Source organism: Kitasatospora cathayae, from assembly GCF_027627435.1.
Classification (GTDB): Bacteria; Actinomycetota; Actinomycetes; order Streptomycetales; family Streptomycetaceae; genus Kitasatospora; species Kitasatospora cathayae.
Window position 1 is genome coordinate 4,532,811 of record NZ_CP115450.1, and the last position, 23,348, is coordinate 4,556,158.

Consider the following 23,348-nt stretch of genomic DNA (forward strand, 5'->3'; position numbering starts at 1 on the left):
ACGGGCAGGCCCGGTGGCCCGCCGGATACGCAGCACTTGCCGCGACAGGTGGCCCTATTCTGCACCCGAAGGGGGTCGAAATCGAAGAGTCCGGCATTCTTTTCCGGATATTCACGAGTCTTCGCGGGGTTGCCGGATACCGATGTGCGGGACGGGCGGTTCTGTCCCCAAGTGCCGTATTCGGGTGTTCTCCGGGGGCTCCCGCGGGCGGCTCCGAATCCCTGGAAACGGGCCGGCCCGGGCGGGGGGCGTCGGCGCCGGATCCCTTGTGGCGTAAGGGTCGTGGGTCTACGCGCGTCACCCTCCCCGGCCAGCATTCCTGCCCCGAACGGCCGGTAGTCTGGAGTTCCCCCGCCTCACCGAAGACACCACCGGGAGTGCCAGTGGCACGCGTCGTAGTCGACGTCATGCTCAAGCCGGAGATCCTCGACCCCCAGGGACAGGCGGTGCAGCGTGCACTGCCCCGTCTCGGATTCACCGGGATCGCCGACGTCCGCCAGGGCAAGCGTTTCGAGCTGGAGCTGGAGGGCCCGGTCGACGACGCCGCGCTCGCCCGTATCCGCGAAGCAGCCGAGACCTTTCTCGCCAACACCGTGATCGAGGACTTCACCGTCCGCGTCGAGGAGGCGGCGAAGTGACCACCCGCATCGGCGTCGTCACTTTCCCCGGCTCGCTCGACGACCGCGACGCCCAGCGCGCGGTCCGCCTGGCCGGCGCCGAGCCGGTCGCCCTCTGGCACCGTGACAAGGATCTCCACCAGGTCGACGCCGTCGTCCTGCCCGGCGGATTCAGTTACGGCGACTATCTGCGCTGCGGCGCGATCTCCCGCTTCTCGCCGGTGATGGAGACCGTCATCGAGCAGGCCAAGCTCGGAATGCCGGTGCTGGGTATCTGCAACGGCTTCCAGGTGCTGTGCGAATCGCACCTGCTGCCCGGCGCGCTCACCCGGAACGACTCGCTGCACTTCGTCTGCCGCGACCAGAAGCTGCGCATCGAGAACGCGGAGACGGCCTGGACCGGGGATTACTCGGCCGGCCAGGAAATCGTCGTCCCGCTGAAGAACGGCGAGGGCCGCTTCGTCGCCGACGCCCACGTCCTGGACGAACTCGAGGCGGAGGGCCGGGTCGTGGCCCGATACCTCGACGTCAACCCGAACGGTTCGTACCGCGACATCGCCGGCATCAGCAACGCCGCCGGCAATGTCGTCGGCCTGATGCCGCACCCGGAGCACGCGGTGGAGCCGCTCACCGGTCCGACCACCGAGGGCCTGGGCTTCTTCACTTCCGTACTGAAGCAGCTGGTGAACGCCTGATGAGCCTCGACACCGTCAAGAACGCCGAGCAGACCCCGGACGCCGCCCAGCCGTGGGCCGAACTCGGCCTCAAGGAGGACGAGTACGCGCGCATCCGGGAGATTCTCGGCCGCCGCCCGACCGGCGCCGAACTCGCGATGTACTCGGTCATGTGGTCCGAGCACTGTTCGTACAAGAGCAGCAAGGTCCACCTGAAGCAGTTCGGCGAGAAGAAGCCCGATTCGGACGCGATGCTCGTCGGCATCGGCGAGAACGCCGGTGTGGTCGACGTGGGCCAGGGCTATGCGGTGACCTTCAAGGTCGAGTCGCACAACCACCCGTCGTACATCGAGCCCTACCAGGGCGCGGCCACCGGCATCGGCGGCATCGTGCGCGACATCCTGGCGATGGGCGCCCGCCCGGTCGCCGTGATGGACCCGCTGCGCTTCGGCGCGGCCGACCACCCGGACACCCGGCGCGTGCTGCCCGGCATCGTCGCGGGCATCGGCGGCTACGGCAACTGCCTGGGCCTGCCGAACATCGGCGGCGAGGTCGTCTTCGACTCCTGCTACCAGGGCAACCCGCTGGTCAACGCGCTGTGCGTGGGCGTCATGAAGCACGAGGACATCCACCTCGCGCAGGCCTCCGGCGCCGGCAACAAGGTCATCCTGTACGGCGCCCGCACCGGTGGCGACGGCATCGGCGGCGTCTCGGTGCTGGCCTCCGAGACCTTCGACGACACGAAGCCGGCCAAGCGCCCGGCCGTCCAGGTCGGCGACCCGTTCCAGGAGAAGCTCCTGATCGAGTGCACCCTGGAGATCTTCCGGGAGAAGCTCGTCAAGGGCATCCAGGACCTCGGCGGCGCCGGCCTGTCCTGCGCCACCAGCGAGCTGGCCTCGGCCGGCTCCGGCGGCATGCGGATCGACCTCGACACGGTGCACCTGCGCGACCACACGCTCTCGCCGGAGGAGATCCTCATGAGCGAGTCGCAGGAGCGCATGTGCGCGATCGTCGAGCCCGACAAGGTCGCCCGCTTCCTGGAGATCTGCGAGAAGTGGGACGTCATCGCCAACGTCATCGGTGAGGTCACCGACGGCGAGCGGCTGGAGATCTTCTGGCACGGCGAGCTCGTGGTGGACGTGCCCCCGCGCACCGTCGCCCACGAGGGCCCGACCTACCAGCGCCCCTACGCCCGCCCGAGCTGGCAGGACGCGCTGCAGGCCGACGCCCCCACCGCCGAGCGGCTGGCCCGCCCGACCACCGGCGAGGGCCTCAAGGCCGACCTGCTGAAGGTCGCGAGCCACCCCAACCAGGCCTCCAAGTCCTGGATCACCGACCAGTACGACCGCTACGTGCTCGGCAACACCGTGCTCTCGCACGGCGAGGACTCGGGCATGATCCGGATCGACGACGAGACCAACCTCGGCGTCTCGGTCGCCACCGACGGCAACGGCCGCTACGCCAAGCTGGACCCGTACGCCGGCGCCCAGCTGGCCCTGGCCGAGGCGTACCGCAACGTCGCGGCCGGCGGTGCCAAGCCGCTCGCCGTCTCCGACTGCCTCAACTTCGGCTCCCCCGAGGACCCGGACGTGATGTGGCAGTTCGCCGAGGCCACCCGCGGTCTGGCCGACGCCTGCCTGACCCTGGGCACCCCGGTCACCGGCGGCAACGTCTCGCTGTACAACCAGACCGGCGAGGTCGCCATCCACCCGACCCCGGTGGTCGCGGTGCTCGGCGTCATCGACGACGTCACCCGGCGCACCCCGGTCGCCTTCGCCGAGGAGGGGCAGCTGCTCTACCTGCTCGGCGACACGGCGGACGAGCTGGGCGGTTCGGCCTGGTCGCAGGTCGTCCACGACCACCTCGGCGGCCTGCCGCCCAAGGTGGACCTGGAGCGCGAGCGGCTGCTCGGCGAGATCCTGATCTCGGCCTCGCGCGACGGCATGATCGACGCCGCGCACGACCTGTCCGACGGCGGCCTCGGCCAGGCGCTCGTGGAGAGCTGCCTCAAGGGCGGCCACGGCGCGCGGATCGTCGTGCCCGAGGGCATGGACCCGTTCGTCCTGCTGTTCTCGGAGTCGGCCGGCCGCGCCGTCGTGGCGGTGCCGCGCAGCGAGGAGCTCCGCTTCAACGACATGTGCACCGCGCGTGGCCTGCCGGCCACCCGGATCGGTGTCGTGGACGGCGACGCCCTGGACGTCCAGGGGCAGTTCACCGTCTCGCTGGCCGAGCTGAAGGACGCCCACACCGGCGTCATCGAGGCCCTGCTGGCCTGACCGGCGCGCCTTCGAGGGGCGGGCGGTTCTCCGGATTCCGGGAACCGTCCGTCCCTCGGCGTATGTTGGGCCCCATGCCTCCCAAGTCCCGTACGTACCAACCGCAGAAGGTCCGCGCCGCGCTGGCCGCCCAGAGCGCGGCGCTTCGGGCCGTCGTCCACGGCCTCACCGCGGACCAGCTGGATCTGCCGACCCGGCTCGGCACCTGGCGGGTGAGGGAGTTGCTGGCGCACCTGAGCCTGGCACTGGGCCGTCTGCCGGCCGCGCTGGACGCCCCGGCGCCGGCCGGGCCGGTGCTCTCGCTGGCCGGCTACGCGGAGGTGAGCCGGACGATGGCCGAGGCCGTCGACAGCCTGGCGACGGAGCAGGCGGCGACTGGGTTCGCGGGCCCGCCCGCGGCGGTGGTCGCCGCGTTCGACCGGTCGCTCGACGCCGTACCGGCCGCGCTCGACCGGCCCGCCGGGGCGGCCCCGGAGCCGACCGCCGTCGTGGTCGGTCGGCGGATGCCGCTGACCGACTACCTGGTGACCAGGCTGGTCGAGGCCGTGGTGCACGCCGACGACCTGGCCGAGGCGCTCGGCCTGGACGCCTTCCCGCACGACCGTCAGGCCCTCGCCGCCGTCACCCGGATGCTGGCGGACGCCTTCGCCGAGCAGGTGCCCGGCGGCGCGGTCGAGCTGCGGATCCCGCCGTACGCGGTCGTCCAGGCCGTCCCGGGGCCGAAGCACACCCGCGGCACCCCGCCGAACGTGGTCGAGACCGACCCGCTGACCTGGATCCGGCTGGCCACCGGCCGGGTGCCGTGGGCGGCGGCGGTGGCCGACCACCGGGTGGACGCCTCGGGGGAGCGCAGCGACCTGGGGGAGTACCTGCCGATCCTGGGCTGACGCAGCCGACCGGCCCTGGTCAGCCCTTGAGCTGGGCGGCCAGGGCCTCGGCGGCCTTGCGCAGCGGCTCGCCGGCCAGGGCCTGGTCCTGGGCCGCCTGGCCGGTGGTGTTCTGGGTCAGCATCAGCACCAGGTCGCCGTCGCCGTGGAGCGCGATCCGGGCGACGGCGGCCGTGCCCCCGCCCGGGGTGAGCCTGGTCTGCCCGACGGCGGGGCGGTCGGTGGAGAACCGGGACAGCTGGTCCACGCTGAGCAGTCCGGCGCGGGCGATCGAGGGGAGCATCATGCTGATGCCGTAGTCGTTCTTCGGCACGGCCAGCAACTCGACGTCGACGGTGGACGGGCCGACCGTGTACGAGCAGGTGATCTGGGCGCTCGGGGGCGTGGCCGGCATCTCCGTCATGGTCGGCGGGTGGGTGGCTCCGGAGGGCCAGGGCTGGGCCGGGACGCCGTCCCCGGCGTTGCCCCGGACGGAGCGTCCGTCCGTCACGGCGGGGGCGACGGCGCCGGTGATCCCGGCCCCGGCCGCGGCCTTGGCGAAGTCGAGGCCGAACGGGCAGGTGCTGGACCTGTTCTTGAACAGGTCCAGCGCGGTCGACCGGACGCGGTCGTAGGAGAGCGCTCCACCGCTCGTGGCGGCATCGGTCGAGGACGAGCAGGCCGCGGTGCCGAGCGTGATCCCGGCGATGGTGAACGCGGCGGTGAGCCTCAGGCGTTGGGCAGCGGTCATGCTCGGAGGGTAGGCCACGGTCGTGCCGGCGGCTTGCCGTTCGGGTCTCAACTCCGTTGCACTACGGGACCGCTGGGCCGCTCAGGTAGGTGCCGTCCGCCGAGTACGGCCAGGCGTTGGGGGCGCAGCCCTTGAGCCCGTAGATCTGCTGCATCATCGCGGGCGCGGGCTTGCCCGGGCCGGGGCAGGTCTCGTGTCCGTGGCCGATCCGGTGGCCGACCTCGTGGTTGACGATCAGTGCCCGGTACTCGTCCAGCGGGCCGCCGAACTGCGGTGAACCGGTGTTCCAGCGCTTGGAGTTGACGAGCACCTGGTTGCCGACGTTGCAGTTGACCTCGCCGTGGGTGTCCAGGCCGGAGGCGCCGCAGATCTTGTCCACGGTGGCGGGGGAGGCGATCTTCACGGTGAAGTCGTACGAGCCGCCGGCGACCAGTTGGAAGCCGTTCTTGTGGTCGTTGGTCCAGCCGCGGCGGTCGCCGAGGATGCCGTGGATCTGGGCGGCGGCGGAGGCGGCGTCGATGCCGATGCCGTCCTCGACCTCCACCCGGTAGCGGCGTATGGTGCCGCGGCCGACCGCCTTGGCGCTGGCGGGGGCGATGGTGAAGGTGCCCGAACCCTTGGTGGGGCCGGGGTCGGGCCCGGTGGGCGTGGCGGTGGGGGTCGCCGTCGGCGTGGGGGCGCCGGTGGGCGTCGGCGTCGCCGGTGCCGTGCCGGGCGACTGCTCGCCGGGCGGGGCGACCCGGGCCTGGGCGGTCGTGGCGGGGGCCGGGTGCTCCGACGGGCGGTTCAGCGCGAAGCCGGCGACGCCCAGCAGCAGGACGGAGGCGATCAGTGCCGTGAGCATGCCAGGGCCGATCCGGCGGCGCGACCTGCGGCGTCGGCGGGCGCTGCGAGCGTTCCTGGGCGGAGCGGCTCGCCGGCGGGCGGATCTGGCTGCGGGCACGAGCCACACCCTGGCATGCGAACGGGTGAATGTCTACATACCTGGTATGCAGCCAGCGCTCCTCCGCGGCCCGACTCCCCGGCGGCCCGGTTCCCCGGCGGGGCGGTTGACCCCTGGCCCCCGGGTGGCAGACTGCACTGCATGGCGATTCACAAGAATCTTCTCGACGGCCCCGAACCGACCCTCCTGCCGGAGGACGAGCAGCCCTACCGGATGCTGGCGGAGGAGTCGGCCTCACCGACCCAGGTGGCCGCCGACTTCCCGGCCTTCTGCCTCGCCTGGGCCATGCTCGCCGACGACGCCTACGCGGCCGGCCGTTACGTCGAGTCGTACGCCTACGCCCGCACCGGCTACCACCGCGGGTTGGACGCCCTGCGCCGCAGCGGCTGGAAGGGACACGGCCCGGTGCCGTGGGACCACCGCGGCAACCGCGGCTTCCTGCGCTGCCTGGCGGCGCTCGCCCGGGCGGCCGGCGCGATCAAGGAGACCGAGGAGGAGAACCGCTGCTGGCAGTTCCTGAAGGACAGCAGCGCGGAGGCCTACGCGGAGCTCAAGCAGTAGGACCGCAGTCAGGAACCACGGAACCACCCGGACACGACCGTGCCCCCGGCGGGAGACCGCCGGGGGCACGCCCGTTTCAGGCCCGTTTCACGCTCGCTTCAGCGGGCTCACTTCAGGCGCTTGCCGGCCGAGCGCAGCTGCTCGGCGGCCTCGACCACGCGGGCGGCCATGCCGGCCTCGGCCAGCTTGCCCCAGGTGCGGGGGTCGTAGGTGTTCTTCTTGCCGACCTCGCCGTCGACCTTCAGCACGCCGTCGTAGTTGGCGAACATGTGGCCGGCCACCGGGCGGGTGAAGGCGTACTGGGTGTCGGTGTCCAGGTTCATCTTCACGACGCCGTTCTCCAGCGCGGTGGCGATCTCCTCGGCGGTGGAGCCCGAGCCGCCGTGGAAGACGAAGTCGAACGGGTCGGTCTTGCCGTACTGCTTGCCGATCGCGTCCTGGAGCTCGCGCAGCAGCTCCGGCTTCAGCACGACGTTGCCCGGCTTGTACACGCCGTGCACGTTGCCGAAGGAGGCGGCCAGCAGGTAGCGGCCCTTCTCGCCCAGGCCGAGCGCCTCGGCGGTGCGCACGGCGTCGTTGACGGTGGTGTACAGCTCGTCGTTGATCTCGTGCGAGACGCCGTCCTCCTCGCCGCCGGTCGGGGTGATCTCGACCTCGAGGATGATCTTGGCGGCGGCGGCCTGGGCCAGCAGCTCCTGGGCGATGGACAGGTTGTCGGAGAGGGTCTCGGCCGAGCCGTCCCACATGTGCGACTGGAACAGCGGGTTCTCGCCCTTGGCCACGCGCTCGGCGGAGATCGCCAGCAGCGGGCGGACGTAGCCGTCCAGCTTGTCCTTCGGGCAGTGGTCGGTGTGCAGCGCGACGGTGATGTCGTACTTGGCGGCGACGATGTGCGCGAACTCGGCGAGCGCGACCGCGCCGGTCACCATGTCCTTGTTGTGCTGGCCGCCCAGGAACTCCGCGCCACCGGTCGAGATCTGGATGATGCCGTCGCTCTCGGCCTCGGCGAAACCACGCAGCGCGGCGTGCAGGGTCTGCGACGAGGTGACGTTGATGGCCGGGTAGGCGAACTTGCCCGCCTTGGCCCGGTCGAGCATCTCGTTGTAGACCTCGGGAGTTGCGATGGGCATGCGATCCGCTCCTGTCGGGTTGCGGCGTACGGACGGTGCTGTCCGACGCTGTGTACGCCTTCGTGACGACTCCGTGCCGGCCCGCCGACGCGCGGCGCTGCGGTGTGGCTCTCCGGCACCAAGGTTCGAGGCGGCCTCCGCGTACGGCCATGAGGGTGGTGGGCCGCCGCGGACCGGACGCCTGTGCCATCTTCCCAGACTCGTGCCCGCAGGTCAGCAGGAGCCCGCCTGTCGGGACGTCGCCCGGGCAGGCTCGGCCGGAAGTAGTCGGCGGGCCCGGCGCGAGTCCGGGGGCTCGGCCGGAAGCCGTCGGAAAGGTACGCCCGCTATCCTGCGCCCGTGGACTACAACCAGCTGGCCGTCAACCTGCTCGACGCCAAATCCCTGATCTCGTCCCTCGGCGCCATCGGGCTGATCGCGATCATCTTCGCGGAGACCGGCCTGCTGGTCGGCTTCTTCTTCCCGGGCGACTCGCTGCTGATCATCGGAGGTGTCGCCGCCTCGAACGCCGCCTCGTCGGTGCTCGGCGACGGCGCCAAGCTGCCGATCGCCGTGCTGCTCATCGGCTGCCCGGTCGCGGCGGTCGCCGGTGCCCAGCTGGGGCACCTGCTCGGGGCCAAGGTCGGGCCGAGGATGTTCGACAAGCCCGACTCGAAGATCTTCCGCCGCGAGTACGTGATGAAGGCGGAGGAGTACTTCAACAAGTTCGGCTCGGGCAAGGCCGTGGTGCTGGCCCGCTTCATGCCGATCGTCCGGACCTTCCTGAACCCGGTGGCCGGCACCCTGGAGATGCCCGCCAGGACCTTCTTCGTGTGGAACGTCGTCGGCGGTGTGCTGTGGACCGAGTCCATGCTGCTGATCGGCTACTTCTTCGGTGACGCGCTCGCCCCGGTGATCGACAAGTACCTGATCCCGGCGGTGCTGCTGATCGTGCTGCTGTCGATCTCGCCGATCCTGGTCGAGGTCGTGCGGGAGCGCCGGAAGAAGAAGGCCGGCGTCGTCGAGGCTCCCACCGCGGACGCGGTGCCGGGCGGCGGCAGCGGACGGCACCGGCGCGGCTGAGGTCCTCGTTCACGGCCTCGTCGTCGCACCCTGACGTTCAAGGGCCGGGTCCCGTTCCACGTGGTTTCACGTGAAACAGGGCCCGGCCCCTTGCTTCGTCCGTACGGTCAGAGGCCCAGGTCGTCCAGGGTGTACGCGGTCACGTACTCCAGGCCCTGCTCCTCGACGGCGCCCGCGCCACCGCGCTCGACGATCACCGCGACGCCGACCACCTCGGCGCCCGCCTCGCGCAGCGCCTCGACGGCGGTCAGCACCGAGCCGCCGGTGGTGGAGGTGTCCTCGACGGCCAGCACCCGGCGGCCCTTCACCTCCGGGCCCTCGATCCGGCGCTGCAGGCCGTGCGCCTTGCCGGTCTTGCGGACCACGAAGGCGTCCAGCTTCCGCCCGCGCGCGGCGGCGGCGTGCAGCATCGAGGTGGCCACCGGGTCGGCACCCAGGGTCAGACCGCCGACGGCGTCGTACTCCAGGTGCGAGGTCGCGTCCAGCATCACCCGACCGACCAGCGGGGCGGCCTCGCCGTCCAGCGTGATCCGGCGCAGGTCGACGTAGTAGTCGGCCTCCTTGCCGGAGGAAAGGGTGACCTTGCCGTGCACGACGGCCTTGTCCTTGATCTGTGCCAGCAGGGCGTCGCGGTCGTTGCTCATGAGCGTTCAGTCTAGGGCCTGAACGCTCATAGGCGCTCGCGGCTAGCGGCGGCGCAGCGCCCTGACCAGCACCACGGCACCGCCCAGCAGGGCCACCGAACCACCGATCACCCACGGCACCGCGCTGCGTCCACCGGTGCCCGGCACCACGATGCCGCCGGCCTCGCCGCCCCAGCGGGACGCCGCCCGGGCCCGCGCACTGCGGGCCGGCAGCGCCGGGGCGTACCGGCCGCGCGGCGGGGCGTGGTCCACCTCCTCGGCCGAGCGGCCGACGATGCTGCGGCGGACCGGGCCACTGAGCTCCGGTTCGTCCTCGTAGGCGAAGAGCGGCTCGGCGGGGAGTTCCTCGGCGACTCCGTCCCGGGGGCCACCGCTGCCGTCCCCGGCGGCGTCGGCCTCTTCGCGGTCGTCGACGTCGTTCTCCTCGTCGTCGACCTCGTCCTCGTCGTCGGCGGCGGAGCCGGTGGGGAGGCCGAAGCGCTCGGCGTCGGCGTCGGAGAAGGCGATCAGGTCGGAGAGGTCGTCGTCCAGGTCGTCGCCGGGCTGGTCCTGGTGCTCCTCGATGAAGACGATCTCGGCGTCGGTCACGCTGTCGGTCCCGTCCGCGCTCTCGTTCCCGCCTTCGTCCCCGCTGTCGTCCGCGATCTCCTCATCGCCCTCCTCCGGGGCGTCCGGGGAGGTGAGCGCGGTGGCGAAGCGCTCCAGCAGACGGCGACCGGCGGCGTCGAGGGTCTCGTCGTCGAACTCGGTCAGCCGGCCGGTGGCGCTCAGATCGCCGGTGAAGCGGATCACCGCGGTGCCGTCTTCGGCGCCGTCCGAGACGCTCACCCGCACGGTGGCGGTCGCCTCGCCGCTGCCCCGGGCCTCCTGGCCCTCGGCGAGCACGGTCAGCACACCGTTGCGGCCCTCGATCAGCGACAGCACACCCTTGAAGGTGATCGTGGAGCCGCCGATCCGCAGCTTCAGCCGCCCGCCGATCTCATCGGCCGGCCCGGCCCCGACCGCCGCCGGCTCGGTGCTCAGCCCCGGCACGCTCCGCGCCAGCAGCGCCGGATCCTGCAAGGCCTGCCGCACCAGCTCTGCGGACATCGCGACGACAACCTCATGCTCCATGTCACGGAGCCTACCGACTGGGCCCCGCCCGGTCCCTACCCACCACCGCCCGACTTTCCCACCACCGCCCGCCCCTGCCGGCTCCGCCCGCCCGCACGGCCTGCGCGGGCCTTCCTGCGCGGCCTGCGGGGACCGGCGCGGGGCGGTCGCCGGCCACGGGCTTGTCGGCGCTCGTGTTCCGTTCTCACTCGGCCGGGCACCCCTTTGCCGAGCCCGGTTGCTCGCAAGGCCCGCGCGCTTCCCTGTACGGCCAGCGGCGACCCTCGCCGGCGGGGCGGGCCAGCCGTGGGCCTCGCTGACGGCCTCACCGCCAGCGGGCTCCCCTTGCCGCGTCGACACTCTCGTTCCCAGCGCGGCCCGAGGAAGGTGGAGGGCCGTGGAGGCATCGGGGCGAGCCTTCGGCCCGGCGGCATGGTGTTGACCCGGTCGGGTCCTGCTTCCTGGGCGTCTTTCTCCAGGCCCGCCGCCCCTCCCTTCCGTCGGCGCGCCGGGTCTGCCGCCCTTCCTCCCCGTCGACGCGCCGGGCCCGTCACATCTCTCCTCCTGTCAGCGCGCCAGGTCCGTCGCCCCTCTCCCCCCGTCAACGCGGTCCCAGGAGTGTGAGCGGGTCAGGGGAGTGGGGTGGGCGGAGGGCGGTGAGGTGGGTGGCGGAGGCCTGGAGGGCGGCGGGGGTGAGGGCGCGGGGTGGTGGGGCGTCGGGGGCGAGGGTGAGCGGGGGCGGGGTGGCGGCGGCGAGCAGGAAGGCCTGGATGGTGTTCGGCGGGTCGGGGCGGCAGGTGCCGGTGGCGGTTCCCTGGACCTCGTACGGGGTGGTCCACAGGCCGGCGGCCCGCAGCCCGGACTCGATCTGCCACAGGCCCTCCCCGTCCCCGCCGGCCCGGACGGCGATCCGGCCGCCGGGGGCCAGTAACCGGGCGGCGAGGCGGTAGAACTCCTGGGAGTGGAACTTGACCGGCCCGCCGTCCACGGGGGCGGGCAGGTCGGCGAGCACCACGTCGTACTCCTGGTCGGGGGCGCCGCGCAGCCAGGCCATCGGGTCGGCCGCCGTGGTGCGGACCCGGGGGTCGTCCAGGGAGTGGCCGTTGAGGGCGGCGAGCCCGGGGTCGGTGCGGGCGAGCCGGGTGAGGGCCTGGTCGGCGTCGACCAGCCGGACGGAGCGGACGTCCCGGTGCCGCAGCACCTCCCGCAGGGCGAGGCCGTCGCCGCCGCCGAGCAGCAGGATCCGGGCGTCCGGTCCGGCGGCCAGGGCGGGGTGCACGAGTGCTTCGCTGCCCCGGTACTCGTCGGGTCCGCAGACCGCGAGCCGTCCGCCGAGGTAGAGCCGGAGCGGGCCTTCGGCGGGGCCGGTGAGCACGATCTCCTGGTACCGGCTGCGGGTGGCGAAGCGGACCTGGTCGCCGTAGAGGGCGTGCCGGGCGGCGCGTTCGATCGAGTCGGAGCCGGCGGCGGCGGCCGCGAGCACGGCGAGGACGATGGTGCAGCCGCCCCAGAGCAGCCGTCGTATCCGGGGGGCGGGTTCCTCGCGGAAGAGCCAGAGCACCACGGCGGCACCGGCGACGGCGTTGACCGCGCCGGTGAGCAGCGCGCCGTCGCCGGGACCGAGGCGGGGGAGGATCAGGAAGGGGAAGGCGAGGCCGCCGATCAGCGCGCCCACGTAGTCGGCGGCGAACAGGTCGGCGACCGCGCGTCCGGCGTCCTCGCGCCGGATCCGCTGGATGAGGGTCATCAGCAGCGGGATCTCGGCGCCGATCAGGATGCCGATCAGGCAGGTGAGGCCGACCATCGCGGCCTGGTAGCGGCCGATCCAGGCCCAGCAGGAGTACAGGGCGAGGACGGAGAGCCCGCCGGTGAGGGCGAGGGCGCACTCGACCAGGGCGAAGGCGGTCGCGGGTCGGCGGGTGAGCCGCTTGGCGAGCAGTGAGCCGAGGCCCATCGCGAACACCATGACGGAGAGCACGACGGAGGTCTGGGTGACCGTGTCCCCGAGGAGGTAGTCGCCGAGCGCCACGAGTTCGAGCTCGTAGACGAGTCCGCAGGCCGCGCAGACGAACGCGGCGAGCAGGACGGTGAGCCGGGCGAGCCGGGGGTGGGAGCGCAGCCGGGACCGACGGCGGGCGGGCAGGGGGATGAGGTTTCGCCCGGGCGGGGGTGGGGTGCCGTCGTCGAGGTCCACTCGCGGGCGTGCGGGCGGACCGGCTGGATGATTGATCACGAACAAACGCTAGGGGACGTGCGGGACGGATAGCTGCGCCCATCCGACGGACAGTGAGGGTCGTCGGATTGACGAATCGTTCCTGTGTGCGATTCGTGGGTTTGTGCTGGGTGGTGTAGGACCGGACCGGTGACCCCGCCCGGCTCGTGGGCCCTCACGCCCCCGACACCACCAGTGAGGAGCGGGTGCAGACCAGCTGCCCCTCCTGCGGGTAGGCGTGCCAGGTCCGCCAGAGCAGCCGGTCCGTGCCGCCCTGGGCGACCAGTGCGGTGAAGGCGCTCGGGTCGCCCGGGAAGACCCCGGCGAGGCCGCGCGGGTGCCCCTCGACCAGGGCCAGCAGCTCCTGGGCGCGGGCCGCGAAGTCGTGCGGGGGCAGTGCCTCGATCCGGGCGGCGAACTCGTACTCCCAGCCACCGACCTGCTTGGCCACCCGGGCCGGCAGCGGGGTGCGGCGGCCGGGCAGACAGGCGACGGTCTCCAGGCACTCGCCGGGGCCGGCCGAGATCACCACCTGGTGCGAGGCGCCCAGCAGCCGCAGCTGGAGGGTGTCGGAGGTGCCGGGACGGCCGCCGTCGAGTCTCAGGTCGCGGACGGCGAGAGCGGGCAGCGGGTCGCCGCCGAGGCACCACGCCAGGTCACCGGCGCGGGTGTCCGTGTAGGAGGTCTGCAGTGTGGTGAGCATGCTCGGCTCCGCGTTTCAGCTCCGTGCGCGCCCGCCGAGCAGCAGCGAGTAGGCCTAGGCGATGGCGAGGCTGTTCGTGGCTGTGCGGCCCTGGGCGCGGCCGACCGTGGAAGGAAGGATTCCGGCTGGAGATTCAGCAGCAGAGAAGCACGAATACGCCGGGTCCGTCGGTGATTTACCCATCCTTGTCAAGCATTCACCGTTTCGAGCACACCTGCTTCCCGGCTCTGATCGACCCGGTGTGCGACTTTGCACAGCGCGCGCCCCTGTCACCGGCCTGTGCGCCGTGCGCGCTGGTTGTGCGCCCTCCGTATGCCCCACGCGCCGCCGCCCTCCACACGCAGGGCGTGGAGGGTGGCAGGAGCGTGCCCGACGGGTCGCCTGTTTTGCCTCACTGGCAGCAAATAGGCATGTGATCCATGGGAGTTGAGGACGACGCAGAACTGACCACGGACCAGGAGTGGCCCCGTTCAATGGGGCGCGCGAAACGAAGCGAGCGCCGTCTGTCCGCAACGCACTCCGGAAGTCGTCAGCTCCCTTGCACAAACCGGCCCCGGCTGGGCTACGGTCCGCTCGCGGGCGGAAGTCAGTTCGGACGAACAGTCCGGCCGCGAGCCGTCGACACCGTCAAGTACGGTTTGTCATGCGGCACTTGCCGCCAAGCGGCACGGCGGGGTGACGCGACGATGCGGTCGTGCCGCCGGACTCCCGCAGCCGCCGCCCGTCAGATCCGCCGCAGGCGCTCGACGGCGGTGAAGCCGTCGAGCAGCAGGTCGCGCTTGCGGAGCAGGACGGTGCGCAGGGTGTGGAAGTAGCGGTCGGACAGGCTGCACGGGGCGGGTCAGAGCCAGCCTCTTTGGGCGGCTTTGATGCCGGCTTCGAACCGGCTGCTGGCGCCGAGGCGTTCCATGATGGAGGCCATCTGGCGGCGGACGGTGCGGTCGGCGATGCCAAGGCGCTGTCCGGCGGCTTCGTCGGTGAGACCGGTGCCGAGCAGGCGCAGGAGTTCGCGTTCGTGGTCGGTCAGGCCGGTTTCGGGGTCGTCGGGGCGACCGGCGCCGAGAGGGACGGCGGTGTTCCAGGCCTGATCGAAGAGTTCGAGCAGGGCCGTGACGATGCCGGGTTCGGTGACGTGGAGGGCGCCCTTGCGGTTGTCGGTGGGGTCGATCGGGACGAGGGCTTGGGCGCGGTCGATGATGACCATGCGCTGGGGGACCGTGGGGGCCGTGCGGACTTCTCCGCCGTGGCTGAGCAGGGTGTGGGCGAAGGTGGCGACGTGGGCGTGGTTGCGGGCGGCGTCCTGGAAGAGCGAGTGCATGGTCACGCCGCGGGCCAGGGCGGCGAGGTCCTGGCCGCGGGCGGCGTCGAGGTCTTCGGGACGCTGGACACCGGGCTGGACGCCGATGATCTCCGTCTGGGCGGTGCGGGCGAAGTGTTCGAGCCGGGCCTGGATGGCGTCCATGCCGAGGAGGCGTTCGCCGTGCGCGGATCGCTGCTCGGCGCGGTCGGCGACCATCCGGGTCACCGCGGCGCGCGAGGCCGCCAACTGGGCCTGGCGGGCGGCCAGGTCCGCTTCCTGGCGGGCGACCATGTCCGCCAGTCCGATTTCGGGGTCCACGGCGCGCAGCTGTCCGGGGTGTTCGATGGACGCGCGCACGAGCATCAGTTGCCCGAGCTCGTCGAGGCAGTCATGGATCTGGGTGGGGGTCAGGCCGCAGTTGTCGGCGAGCTGTTCGACGCCGTGGCCGGGGTGGTCGAGCATCGCCCGGTAGACGGTGACGGCGTCGATGCTCAGGCCGAGTGCTTGCAGCATGGTGCCCCGTTTCGCTCATCGGCACGGCGCCCGGCTGCGCCTGCCCGGCCAGAATCGCAGCCGACCAGCAGCATTGACAAGATCTTTCCGCTGCATTTTGCCCAGGTCAGGGCAGATGCATGGATGATCCTTCCCGCCCGGGAAACAGGCGCCTCGCCCACCTTGGCTCCAAAGGCCGGGCCAGGATTCACAGTAAATTGACGCGTCCATGACCATGAGTCCTGATCAGGTCGGGCCGGTTCAGGACGTCCGAAAACCCTTCCGGGGGCGTTGATCTGCGGCGAAGCTGTTCGTCGCCAGCAGGGAACAGCCCGAACGGCAGCCGGACGAAGCGTCAACCGCGGGACGCGAGACCGGAACAGGCCACCCATAACCTCGCCAGAAACGGAGCAACTACCGTGATCCGCACCCGTATCGCCCTGGCCGCCGCGGTCGCCACCCTCGCGCTGGGCGTCGTCGGCCTCATCCCCTCCGCAGTCGTCGCCGCCCCCCAGGACACTGCTGCCGGCCAGAGCGCTCCGGCACCGGGCGTCCAGATCGCCTCCCCGGACACCACCTCCTGGGGGGGCTGAGTCGCCCCATGGACATCGTCTGCGCCAGCCTCGACCGCAGGCTGCCGGCCGAACCCGTGTCCGAGGGCGAGACGGCCGAAGTCCTCGCCGCCTTGTGGGCACATGCCAGGCCCGACGACAGTCTCGAACACATCACCGCCCGTCCCGAGCCCGACCGGGTCGACCTCCTGCTCTACTTCCTCACCCGCCCCACCGACGCGTCCAGCACCCGAAGCCCGCTCCACCGGGCCGGGGACCTGCTCCACCGTAGCCACCAGGCCTCACCACTGTTGCGCCGCCGCTACCTGCCGCCGCAACTCCTGGCGGCCTAGCTCAGGGCGCGATCCGCCCGTCCGGCGGCGCTCCACGCCCTGAACCAGCCTGACTCGCCCTGAACCAGGCCGACTCGCCTGACGACCGCTGTTCCTGCAGGACAGCCGTCGTCCCCGCGCACACCCACGACGGGGAACCTGACGCATCGTCAACCAGCGAAGGCCGCCTCCGCACCATTCCGCACCATCCGCGCGCCTGCGCGCAATCCGCCCTGTCCCGTGAAATCGCCCGCGGCTGTTCCTGCAGGACAGCCGCCACGAGCGGCGGACCGGAGCAAGGCACGTACACAACGACTCCGCAACTCCAGGTGCCTCACCCGAAGGAAGAACAGCCATGCTCTCGATCAAGTCCCGCCTGCTGAAGAAGTCCACCATCGGCACCCTCGTCGCCGCCTCCGCCATTGCCGGCCTGACGGCGCTGCCCGCCCAGGCCGCCACCGTGGGCCAGAACATCGCTTCCGAGGCCGCCTCCCAGATCGGCGCCAACGCCTGCACCGGCGGCGGCTACTACGGCAGCTGCACCGGCGACGGCGGTTCGCCCGAGCTCTGGTGCGCCGACTTCGCCAAGTGGGTCTGGAACCAGGAGGGCGTCGACGTCAGCGGCCTCACGGCCGGCGCGGGCAGCTTTTACACCTACGGCAAGAACAACGGAACGCTGTCCAGCACCCCCGCTGTCGGCGACGCCGTGGTCTTCAACTACTCCGGCGGCGGCTACGCCGACCACGTCGCCATCGTGACCCAGGTCAACGCCGACGGCACCATCGTTACCGTCGGCGGAGACGAGAACGGCGTCCATGGCAACTGGGCCGCCACCTCCGCGGTGCACCAGGACGGGCCCTACAACGGCGGGCTCGGCTGGACCCCCTACATGGGCATGAGCATCTCCGGTTACATAGCCCCGGTCGGCGGCACGGCCGGCGGCACCACCAACCCCACCCCGGCCACCCCGACCATGCGCCTGACCGCCGGCGACTTCAACAACGACGGCAAGCAGGACACCCTGGCCGTCGACAACTCCACCGGCCACCTGTTCTACTACGCCGGGCTCGGCACCGGGCACTTCGCCGCGCCGGTGGACCTCGGGGGCGGCTGGGACAACATGCGCCTGCACGCGGCCGACTTCAACAACGACGGCAAGCTCGACATCCTCGCCCAGGACCCCCACGGCGAGCTCTACTTCTACGCCGGCCTCGGCACCGGGCACTTCGCCGCCCGTGTCGACCTCGGTAGCGGCTGGGGCAACCTCAACCTGACCGTGGGCGACTTCAACGGCGACGGCAAGGCCGACGTGCTGGCGGTCGACACCTCGGGCGGCCACCTGTACTTCTACCCCGGCCTGGGCAACGGCGCCTTCGGCACCCGCACCGACCTCGGCTCCGGCTGGGCCAACATGACCCTGACCGCGGCCGACTTCAACGGAAACGGCAAGCTCGACCTCTTCGCGCAGGACTCCTCCACCGGTCACGCCTACTACTACCCCGGCGTGGGTGACGGCTCCTTCGGCACCCGGACCGACCTCGGCGGCGGTTGGGGCAACTACAACGTGACGGTTGGAGACTTCAGCGGTGACGGCAAGCGCGACCTGATGGCGATCGACACCTCCGGCGGCCACCTGTTCTACTACGCCGGGCTGGGCACCGGGCACTTCGCCGCCCCGGTGGACCTCGGCTCCGGCTGGGGCACCATGACCCTGACCGCGGCCGACTTCAACGGCGACGGGAAGCTCGACGTCCAGGCCCAGAACGCCAGCACCGGCCACATGTTCTTCTACCCCGGCCTGGGCGACGGCTCCTTCGGCACCCGCACCGACCTCGGCGGCGGCTGGTAACACCCACCCACCACATCAACAACCCAGCTGGGGCCCGCGCATCCCGCGCGGGCCCCAGCCCGTCTGCCCGCAGTTCCGGGAGGGGAGGGCGCACGCTCCTACGGGTGCCTGGCCGGCCCTCTGTCAGAGCCTCCGGAGGCGGGCCACCGCTTCCCGCAGGACGTCGTCGCGCTTGCAGAAGGTGAAGCGGACCAGGCTGCGTCCGGCGTCGGTGTTGTCGTAGAACACGACGTTGGGGATGGCGACGACGCCGCAGCGGTCGGGGAGGGAGCGGCAGAACTCCAGGCCGTCCTTCTCGCCCAGGGGGGTGATGTCGGTGGTGATGAAGTACGTGCCCTCGGGGTTGAACACGCGGAAGCCCGCAGACGAGAGACCGTCGACGAGAAGGTCTCGCTTGCGCAGCAGGTCGGCACGGAAGGTGGCGAAGTAGCTGTCGGGGAGGCGGAGCGCCTCAGCAACCGCGTACTGGAACGGGCCTGCACTGACGTAGGTGAGGTACTGCTTCGCCGTGCGGACCGCCGAGACGAGAGCAGGACTCGCGGTTACCCAACCGACCTTCCATCCCGTGTACGAGAAGGTCTTGCCGGCGGAGGAGATGGTGACGGTGCGTTCGCGCATGCCGGGGAGGGCGGCGACGGGGTGGTGGGTGGCGCCGAAGACGAGGTGTTCGTAGACCTCGTCGGTGACGACCAGCAGGTCGTGTTCGACGGCGAGGGCGGCGATGCCGGCCAGCTCGTCGGCGGTGAGGACGGTGCCGGTGGGGTTGTGCGGGGTGTTGATCAGCAGGAGGCGGGTGCGCGGGGTGATCAGGGCGCGCAGCTCGTCCAGGTCGGGGCGGAAGGCCGGGGCCCGGAGGGTGAGCGGGCGGCGGATGGCGCCGGCCATGGCGATGCAGGCGGCGTAGGAGTCGTAGAAGGGTTCGAAGGCGATCACCTCGTCGCCGGGCTCCAGCAGGGCGAGCAGGGCGGCGGCGATGGCCTCGGTGGCGCCGGCGGTGACCAGCACCTCGGTGTCCGGGTCGTAGCTCAGGCCGTGGAAGCGCTGCTGGTGCTCGGCGATGGCGGTGCGCAGCTCCGGGATGCCGGGCCCGGGCGGGTACTGGTTGCCGCGGCCCTCGCGCAGGGCCCGTACGGCGGCCTCGCGGACCTCCTCGGGCCCGTCCGTGTCGGGGAAGCCCTGGCCGAGGTTGATCGAGCCGGTGGCCGTGGCCAGGGCGGACATCTCGGCGAAGATCGTCGTCCCCATCCCGGCCAGGCGGCGGTTCAGTAGCGGCCTGGTACCCATCGGTGGCTCCTCACGGCTCGTCGTCGGAGCCATCCTCAGGGTAACGAGCGTGCGGCGACAAGCCCCTTGACGAGGCGACTTGATCAGGCGTCGCCGTCATCGACTGGGGCGAAGCCGGAGCGGCCCGGGGTGCCGGTCCACACCGGTGCGACACAAATCATCCCTCGGGCAATCATGGGACGACCATGATTTTTTCAAATTGTCCGGGGGCGAAGAGCGCCAGCTCAGATGAATGATGAAGCCAAATTTGATCAATCTCATTCATGTGGGCTCATGTCAGATCTATTGACGTGTCATATTCGCAACGGCAGGGTTGCCCTCGCTCGGCCGCCTGGTCGGGCAAACAGCGAGCAGGGAGGTTCTCATGAAGTCGACTGCTGCACTGAAGAAGACCGCCAAGAAGATCACCGTCCGCCGGACCGGCGACGTGCGCCTGACCTCGGCCGCGTGCCAGTGCCCGTACTCCGCTTCCGCCTGACGATGACTCCGTGAGTACTGCCCGGGCGCACGGGATACCCTCCGGTGCGCTCGGGCGCCCCCAAATGCCAGGCGAAGCGGATCATCCGACGCTTTGGAGCGCTGTGAGCGAACCGACCCTTGCGTTGCACAAGTTGAGCTTTGTTCCAGACAGCGACGACGAGGTCCTGGTCGGCCGGCTGGACACCGGTTCCTATGCGGTCTTCCCCGCCGACGGCGCACAGCTGCTCAGACGGCTCACCGAGGGGATGCCCCTGGACGAAGCGGCCGCGTGGTACGAAGAGACCTTCGAGGAACCGGTCGACGTCGAGGACTTCGTCGCCACGATCCGCGAGTTGGGATTCGTCCGGGAAGGCGGAGCCGGCGAGGCCGCCCCCGTCGCGCCGGTCCGCTTCCAGCGGCTGGCACGTGCGGCGTTCTCTCCGGTGGCATGGTTCTGCTATGCGGCCGTCCTCGTGGTCTGGCTGCTGGCCGTGGTGCGGCACGGCGAACTGCGTCCCGCCCCCTCGCAGATCTTCTTCGTCAAGTCGCTGCTCGTGGTCCAACTGGTGATCACGTTCGGCCAAGTCCCGCTGTTGCTGGCACATGAGGGCTTCCACATCCTGGCCGGCCGCCGGCTGGGCCTGCCGACCAAACTGCGGCTGAGCAACCGGCTCACCTACATCGTGGCCGAGACGCAGACCAACGGCCTGATGAGCGTCGAGCGACGCAAGCGCTACCTGCCGTTCCTGGCGGGCATGGTCTGCGACGGCGTGGTGCTGGCGGTCCTCGGGCTGATCGCCGCGGCCGACCGCCACGACGACGGCGGCTTCTCGACGCTCGGCCGGGCCTGCCTGGCGCTCGCCTTCACGGTGGTGATGCGGATCTTCTGGCAGTTCCAGCTCTACCTGCGCACCGACCTGTACTACGTCTTCGCCACCGTGCTCCGCTGCTACGACCTGCACGACGCGAGCAAGGCCGTGCTGAGGAACCGGGTCTGGCGCCTGCTGCGCCGCCCGGAGCGGCAGGTCGACGAGAGCCGGTGGACCGAACAGGACCGCAAGGTCGGTGCCTTCTACGGGCCTTTCATCCTGCTCGGCTTCTGCGTCCTGGCGGGAGTCACGGTCTTCGCGAGCGTGCCGGTCACCGTCGACTACGTGCGGATCGCCGCCGAAGCCCTCGGCTCCGGGCGCGTGGACGCGCACTTCTGGGACTCGCTGCTGTCCCTGGCGCTGAACGCGGCCCAGGTCGTCGCCCTGGTCGTGCTCTCCCGGCGCAAGCGTCGCGAGCAGCGCGAGGCGCCCGCGCTCTCCCCGTCTCCGACCGCTCCGATGGAAGGGTGAACCGATATGGCCAGTCACCGCAGGATCGTCAGCGAGAGCCCGGCAACCCGGCTGCGACTGGCCGCCGCGGACGGGGAGGCGACGGTCGTGGCCCGCTGCCACCGGCGGCTGCGCGGTCCGTACACAGGCGTGGACACCGTGCTGCGCGCCGTGCTGCCCGAGGCGGCCCGCCGCTGGCCGGATCTGGTGGAGTTCCACCGGGTGGAACTCCTGTACGGGATGCCGGAGTTGGCTGATCTGATCGGTCCGGCGCCGCGGACGCTGGCGCTCGACTCTTCGTTCAAGGAGCGCACCCGGTTCTTCGGCTCCGGGATGATCCGCTGCATGAGCCAGGGCGTCGCCTCGTTCCTGATCGACCACGCCCGCCGGCTGTGCTCCTGCGGCGAGCAGCCGCCGTACCTGGTCTTCGACGAGGTGGACCAGGCGGAGCCGACCACGCAGGAGTTCATCGCCCTGCTGCTGCGCCGCGCCGACCCCGGACAGCTGAGAGTGGCGGTCGGTACGGCGCCGGGGGAGCTGCCCGAGGAGCTGGAGCGGTCGTTGGCCCGGTACGCGCAACGCACCAACGCCGAGCCGGAGTGGGCCGAGCCGGCCGAGCCGGCCGCGCTGGTCGAGGCGTACGTCTTCGGTGACTGCACCGGCAGCGACCCCGCCGAGCTGCTTGCCTACCAGGAGGCCCGGCCGGAGCTGCGCGCCCGGTTGCACGACCTGCGCGCCGAGGAGCTGGAACGGTCCGCGACGAGCTGGGGCGAGCGGGTCGGAGCACTGACGTACCACCGCGAGCACGGCAGCGACCCCGCCGGGGCGGGTCGGCTCGCCCTACTGGCGGCCCAGCGGCACTGCGTCGAGGTCGGCTTCTCGGCCGCGGTGATCGACCTCGGCCTTCGCGGGCGTGCCGTCACCGATCCGGACGTCCACCAGCACGACTTCTGGGAGTTCACCCAGCAGGCGGCGGCGGCCTGCATCCCGCTCGACCGCACCGAGCAGTCGATGGAGCTCTACCTCGACACCATCCAGCGGTTCGCGGACCCCAAGGTCCACATGATGACCAGCTACTCGATCGCGATGCTGCACACCCGCTTCCTCCAGCCGCGCGACCACGATCTGGCGCTGCGCTGGCAGAACAACGCGGCCGCGATCGCGAGTATCCTCCCCGACCCGGCCGAGCGGCTCACCTTCAGCGTCTTCCACGACAACGGCCTGGCTCTGGTGGAGATGCACCGGGGCAGGCTGGACCGCGCGATGCAGCTGGTGGAGTCCTGCATCGCCCGGCTCGACACGAACCTGACGGACGACCAGTGGCGGCTGCACCGCTCGCAGCTGCTGTACAACCGGGCACGCCTGCTGACGGCCACCGGTCGGCTGGACGAGGCCTTCGCCGACTATTCGACGCTGGTGGACCTCGACCCCTACTACACCGACTACCTCTCCGAGCGGGCCCGGATCCACCGCACCCGCGGCGACTTCGCGGCCGCGTTGGCCGACTACGACCGCGCCGTGGACCTCGCTCCGCCGTTCCCCGAGCTCTACTACAACCGCGGGACGGCCCGGATCGAGGCCGGCGACACCAAGGGCGCGCTGGCCGACTTCGCGTACGTCCTGGAGATGGAGCCCGACGACGTCGACACCCGCCTCGCCCGCGCCGAACTCCTGCTGGAACTGGCCGAGTTCGACGCGGCCGCGGCCGACGTCGAGGCCGGACTGGCACTGCGGCCGACGGAGCCCCGGCTGCTCTGCATGCGCGGCACCGTCGCATTGCAGCGCGGAGCCCTCCCTGAGGCCTTCGCGGCGCTCGACGCGGCCGTCGCCCTCGACCCGGCCTATCCGGCCGCACTGCTCAACCGCGCCGTCGTCCACTACGAGCAGGGTCGCCCCCGGGCCGCCGTGCAGGACCTGACCGCGCTGCTCGACCTGGTCGGGGACGACCCCGACGTGCTGCTCAACCGTGGTATCGCGTACCAGGCGGACGGCCTGCCGGACCTCGCCCTGGCCGACTTCGACCACGCCCTCACCCTGCCAGGCGCGGACGAGCCGGAACTGGAGGCGCGGCGCGCGCAGTGCCGCGGCTGACCAGGAGCCGCACCGCATTCTCCGCGGTGCCGGACCGGGTACCAGGGGCCCGTACCGGCACCGCCCGGTCACCGGTCCTCGGAAGGGGTGCCATCCTGACAGGCCCGGTCAGAGTCGTCGCGCTGTGCGGCGGCGCGGCG

20 protein-coding genes are annotated in these 23,348 nt (G+C 71.5%); 11 read left to right on the forward strand and 9 right to left on the reverse strand.

What is annotated here, in order from left to right; all coding sequences use genetic code 11:
- The first annotated feature begins 383 nt into the window (after window positions 1–383).
- The 4 genes from purS to O1G21_RS20135 all read left to right on the forward strand — a co-directional run bounded on the left by purS (window position 384) and on the right by O1G21_RS20135 (window position 4,454).
- The gene (gene purS, locus O1G21_RS20120) at window positions 384–638 is read left to right on the forward strand and encodes a phosphoribosylformylglycinamidine synthase subunit PurS (protein WP_030278336.1); all 255 of its coding nucleotides are present in this window, start codon (window positions 384–386) and stop codon (window positions 636–638) included.
- Window positions 635–1,312 carry a phosphoribosylformylglycinamidine synthase subunit PurQ gene (gene purQ, locus O1G21_RS20125; RefSeq protein WP_270145770.1) on the forward strand — a complete coding sequence of 226 codons (678 nt, stop codon included), beginning with the start codon at window positions 635–637 and terminating at the stop codon, window positions 1,310–1,312. The genes purS and purQ overlap by 4 nt, the downstream gene beginning before the upstream one ends.
- Complete coding sequence (gene purL, locus O1G21_RS20130) at window positions 1,312–3,567, forward strand: phosphoribosylformylglycinamidine synthase subunit PurL (protein ID WP_270145772.1); 2,256 nt, start codon at window positions 1,312–1,314, stop codon at window positions 3,565–3,567. The genes purQ and purL overlap by 1 nt, the downstream gene beginning before the upstream one ends.
- A 74-nt stretch (window positions 3,568–3,641) precedes the next feature.
- On the forward strand, window positions 3,642–4,454 hold the full coding sequence (locus tag O1G21_RS20135) for a sterol carrier family protein (protein WP_270145774.1): 813 nt from the start codon (window positions 3,642–3,644) through the stop codon (window positions 4,452–4,454).
- 19 nt (window positions 4,455–4,473) lie between these two features.
- Here the strand turns inward: O1G21_RS20135 and O1G21_RS20140 are convergent, their stop codons facing one another.
- The gene (locus O1G21_RS20140) at window positions 4,474–5,184 is read right to left on the reverse strand and encodes a hypothetical protein (RefSeq protein WP_270145775.1); all 711 of its coding nucleotides are present in this window, start codon (window positions 5,182–5,184) and stop codon (window positions 4,474–4,476) included.
- 61 nt (window positions 5,185–5,245) lie between these two features.
- A complete protein-coding gene (locus tag O1G21_RS20145; protein WP_270145776.1) occupies window positions 5,246–6,028 on the reverse strand; it encodes a DUF3152 domain-containing protein in 783 nt (260 codons plus the stop codon).
- Between the two features lie 240 nt (window positions 6,029–6,268).
- Between O1G21_RS20145 and O1G21_RS20150 the strand changes: the two genes are divergently transcribed.
- On the forward strand, window positions 6,269–6,688 hold the full coding sequence (locus O1G21_RS20150; protein ID WP_270145777.1) for a DUF3151 domain-containing protein: 420 nt from the start codon (window positions 6,269–6,271) through the stop codon (window positions 6,686–6,688).
- Window positions 6,689–6,795: 107 nt separating this feature from the next.
- Here O1G21_RS20150 and fbaA read toward each other — a convergent pair whose 3' ends face one another.
- Window positions 6,796–7,818, reverse strand: coding sequence for a class II fructose-bisphosphate aldolase (fbaA, locus tag O1G21_RS20155; protein WP_270145779.1), 1,023 nt, complete (start codon window positions 7,816–7,818; stop codon window positions 6,796–6,798).
- A 339-nt stretch (window positions 7,819–8,157) separates the two neighbouring features.
- On the opposite strand from fbaA, the gene O1G21_RS20160 reads away from it, so the two are divergent.
- Entirely contained in the window at window positions 8,158–8,880 is a 723-nt protein-coding gene (locus O1G21_RS20160) for a DedA family protein (RefSeq protein ID WP_270145781.1), read from the forward strand.
- Between the two features lie 107 nt (window positions 8,881–8,987).
- Here the strand turns inward: O1G21_RS20160 and pyrE are convergent, their stop codons facing one another.
- The 5 genes from pyrE to O1G21_RS20185 form a co-directional block, all read right to left on the reverse strand.
- Complete coding sequence (gene pyrE / locus O1G21_RS20165) at window positions 8,988–9,524, reverse strand: orotate phosphoribosyltransferase (protein ID WP_270145783.1); 537 nt, start codon at window positions 9,522–9,524, stop codon at window positions 8,988–8,990.
- 42 nt (window positions 9,525–9,566) lie between these two features.
- Window positions 9,567–10,637, reverse strand: a complete 1,071-nt coding sequence (locus O1G21_RS20170; protein ID WP_270145785.1) for an SRPBCC family protein — start codon at window positions 10,635–10,637, stop codon at window positions 9,567–9,569.
- A 580-nt stretch (window positions 10,638–11,217) separates the two neighbouring features.
- Window positions 11,218–12,849 carry a polyamine aminopropyltransferase gene (locus tag O1G21_RS20175; protein WP_405000682.1) on the reverse strand — a complete coding sequence of 544 codons (1,632 nt, stop codon included), beginning with the start codon at window positions 12,847–12,849 and terminating at the stop codon, window positions 11,218–11,220.
- 154 nt (window positions 12,850–13,003) lie between these two features.
- The gene (locus O1G21_RS20180; RefSeq protein ID WP_270145787.1) at window positions 13,004–13,531 is read right to left on the reverse strand and encodes a DUF2617 family protein; all 528 of its coding nucleotides are present in this window, start codon (window positions 13,529–13,531) and stop codon (window positions 13,004–13,006) included.
- Window positions 13,532–14,372: 841 nt separating this feature from the next.
- Complete coding sequence (locus tag O1G21_RS20185; protein ID WP_270145789.1) at window positions 14,373–15,344, reverse strand: LuxR C-terminal-related transcriptional regulator; 972 nt, start codon at window positions 15,342–15,344, stop codon at window positions 14,373–14,375.
- A gap of 398 nt (window positions 15,345–15,742) precedes the next feature.
- Between O1G21_RS20185 and O1G21_RS20190 the strand changes: the two genes are divergently transcribed.
- The 3 genes from O1G21_RS20190 to O1G21_RS20200 all read left to right on the forward strand — a co-directional run bounded on the left by O1G21_RS20190 (window position 15,743) and on the right by O1G21_RS20200 (window position 18,055).
- The gene (locus O1G21_RS20190; RefSeq protein WP_270145791.1) at window positions 15,743–15,916 is read left to right on the forward strand and encodes a hypothetical protein; all 174 of its coding nucleotides are present in this window, start codon (window positions 15,743–15,745) and stop codon (window positions 15,914–15,916) included.
- Window positions 15,917–15,924: 8 nt separating this feature from the next.
- A complete protein-coding gene (locus O1G21_RS20195) occupies window positions 15,925–16,227 on the forward strand; it encodes a hypothetical protein (protein WP_270145793.1) in 303 nt (100 codons plus the stop codon).
- Between the two features lie 334 nt (window positions 16,228–16,561).
- Window positions 16,562–18,055, forward strand: a complete 1,494-nt coding sequence (locus tag O1G21_RS20200; RefSeq protein ID WP_270145794.1) for an FG-GAP-like repeat-containing protein — start codon at window positions 16,562–16,564, stop codon at window positions 18,053–18,055.
- A 123-nt stretch (window positions 18,056–18,178) separates the two neighbouring features.
- On the opposite strand, the gene O1G21_RS20205 is transcribed toward O1G21_RS20200, so the two are convergent.
- On the reverse strand, window positions 18,179–19,339 hold the full coding sequence (locus tag O1G21_RS20205; protein WP_270145796.1) for a pyridoxal phosphate-dependent aminotransferase: 1,161 nt from the start codon (window positions 19,337–19,339) through the stop codon (window positions 18,179–18,181).
- 611 nt (window positions 19,340–19,950) lie between these two features.
- Between O1G21_RS20205 and O1G21_RS20210 the strand changes: the two genes are divergently transcribed.
- Together O1G21_RS20210 and O1G21_RS20215 are read left to right on the forward strand one after the other, a co-directional pair.
- On the forward strand, window positions 19,951–21,138 hold the full coding sequence (locus tag O1G21_RS20210) for a hypothetical protein (RefSeq protein WP_270145798.1): 1,188 nt from the start codon (window positions 19,951–19,953) through the stop codon (window positions 21,136–21,138).
- A 6-nt stretch (window positions 21,139–21,144) separates the two neighbouring features.
- Window positions 21,145–23,208, forward strand: a complete 2,064-nt coding sequence (locus O1G21_RS20215) for a tetratricopeptide repeat protein (protein ID WP_270145800.1) — start codon at window positions 21,145–21,147, stop codon at window positions 23,206–23,208.
- Window positions 23,209–23,348 lie beyond the last annotated feature (140 nt).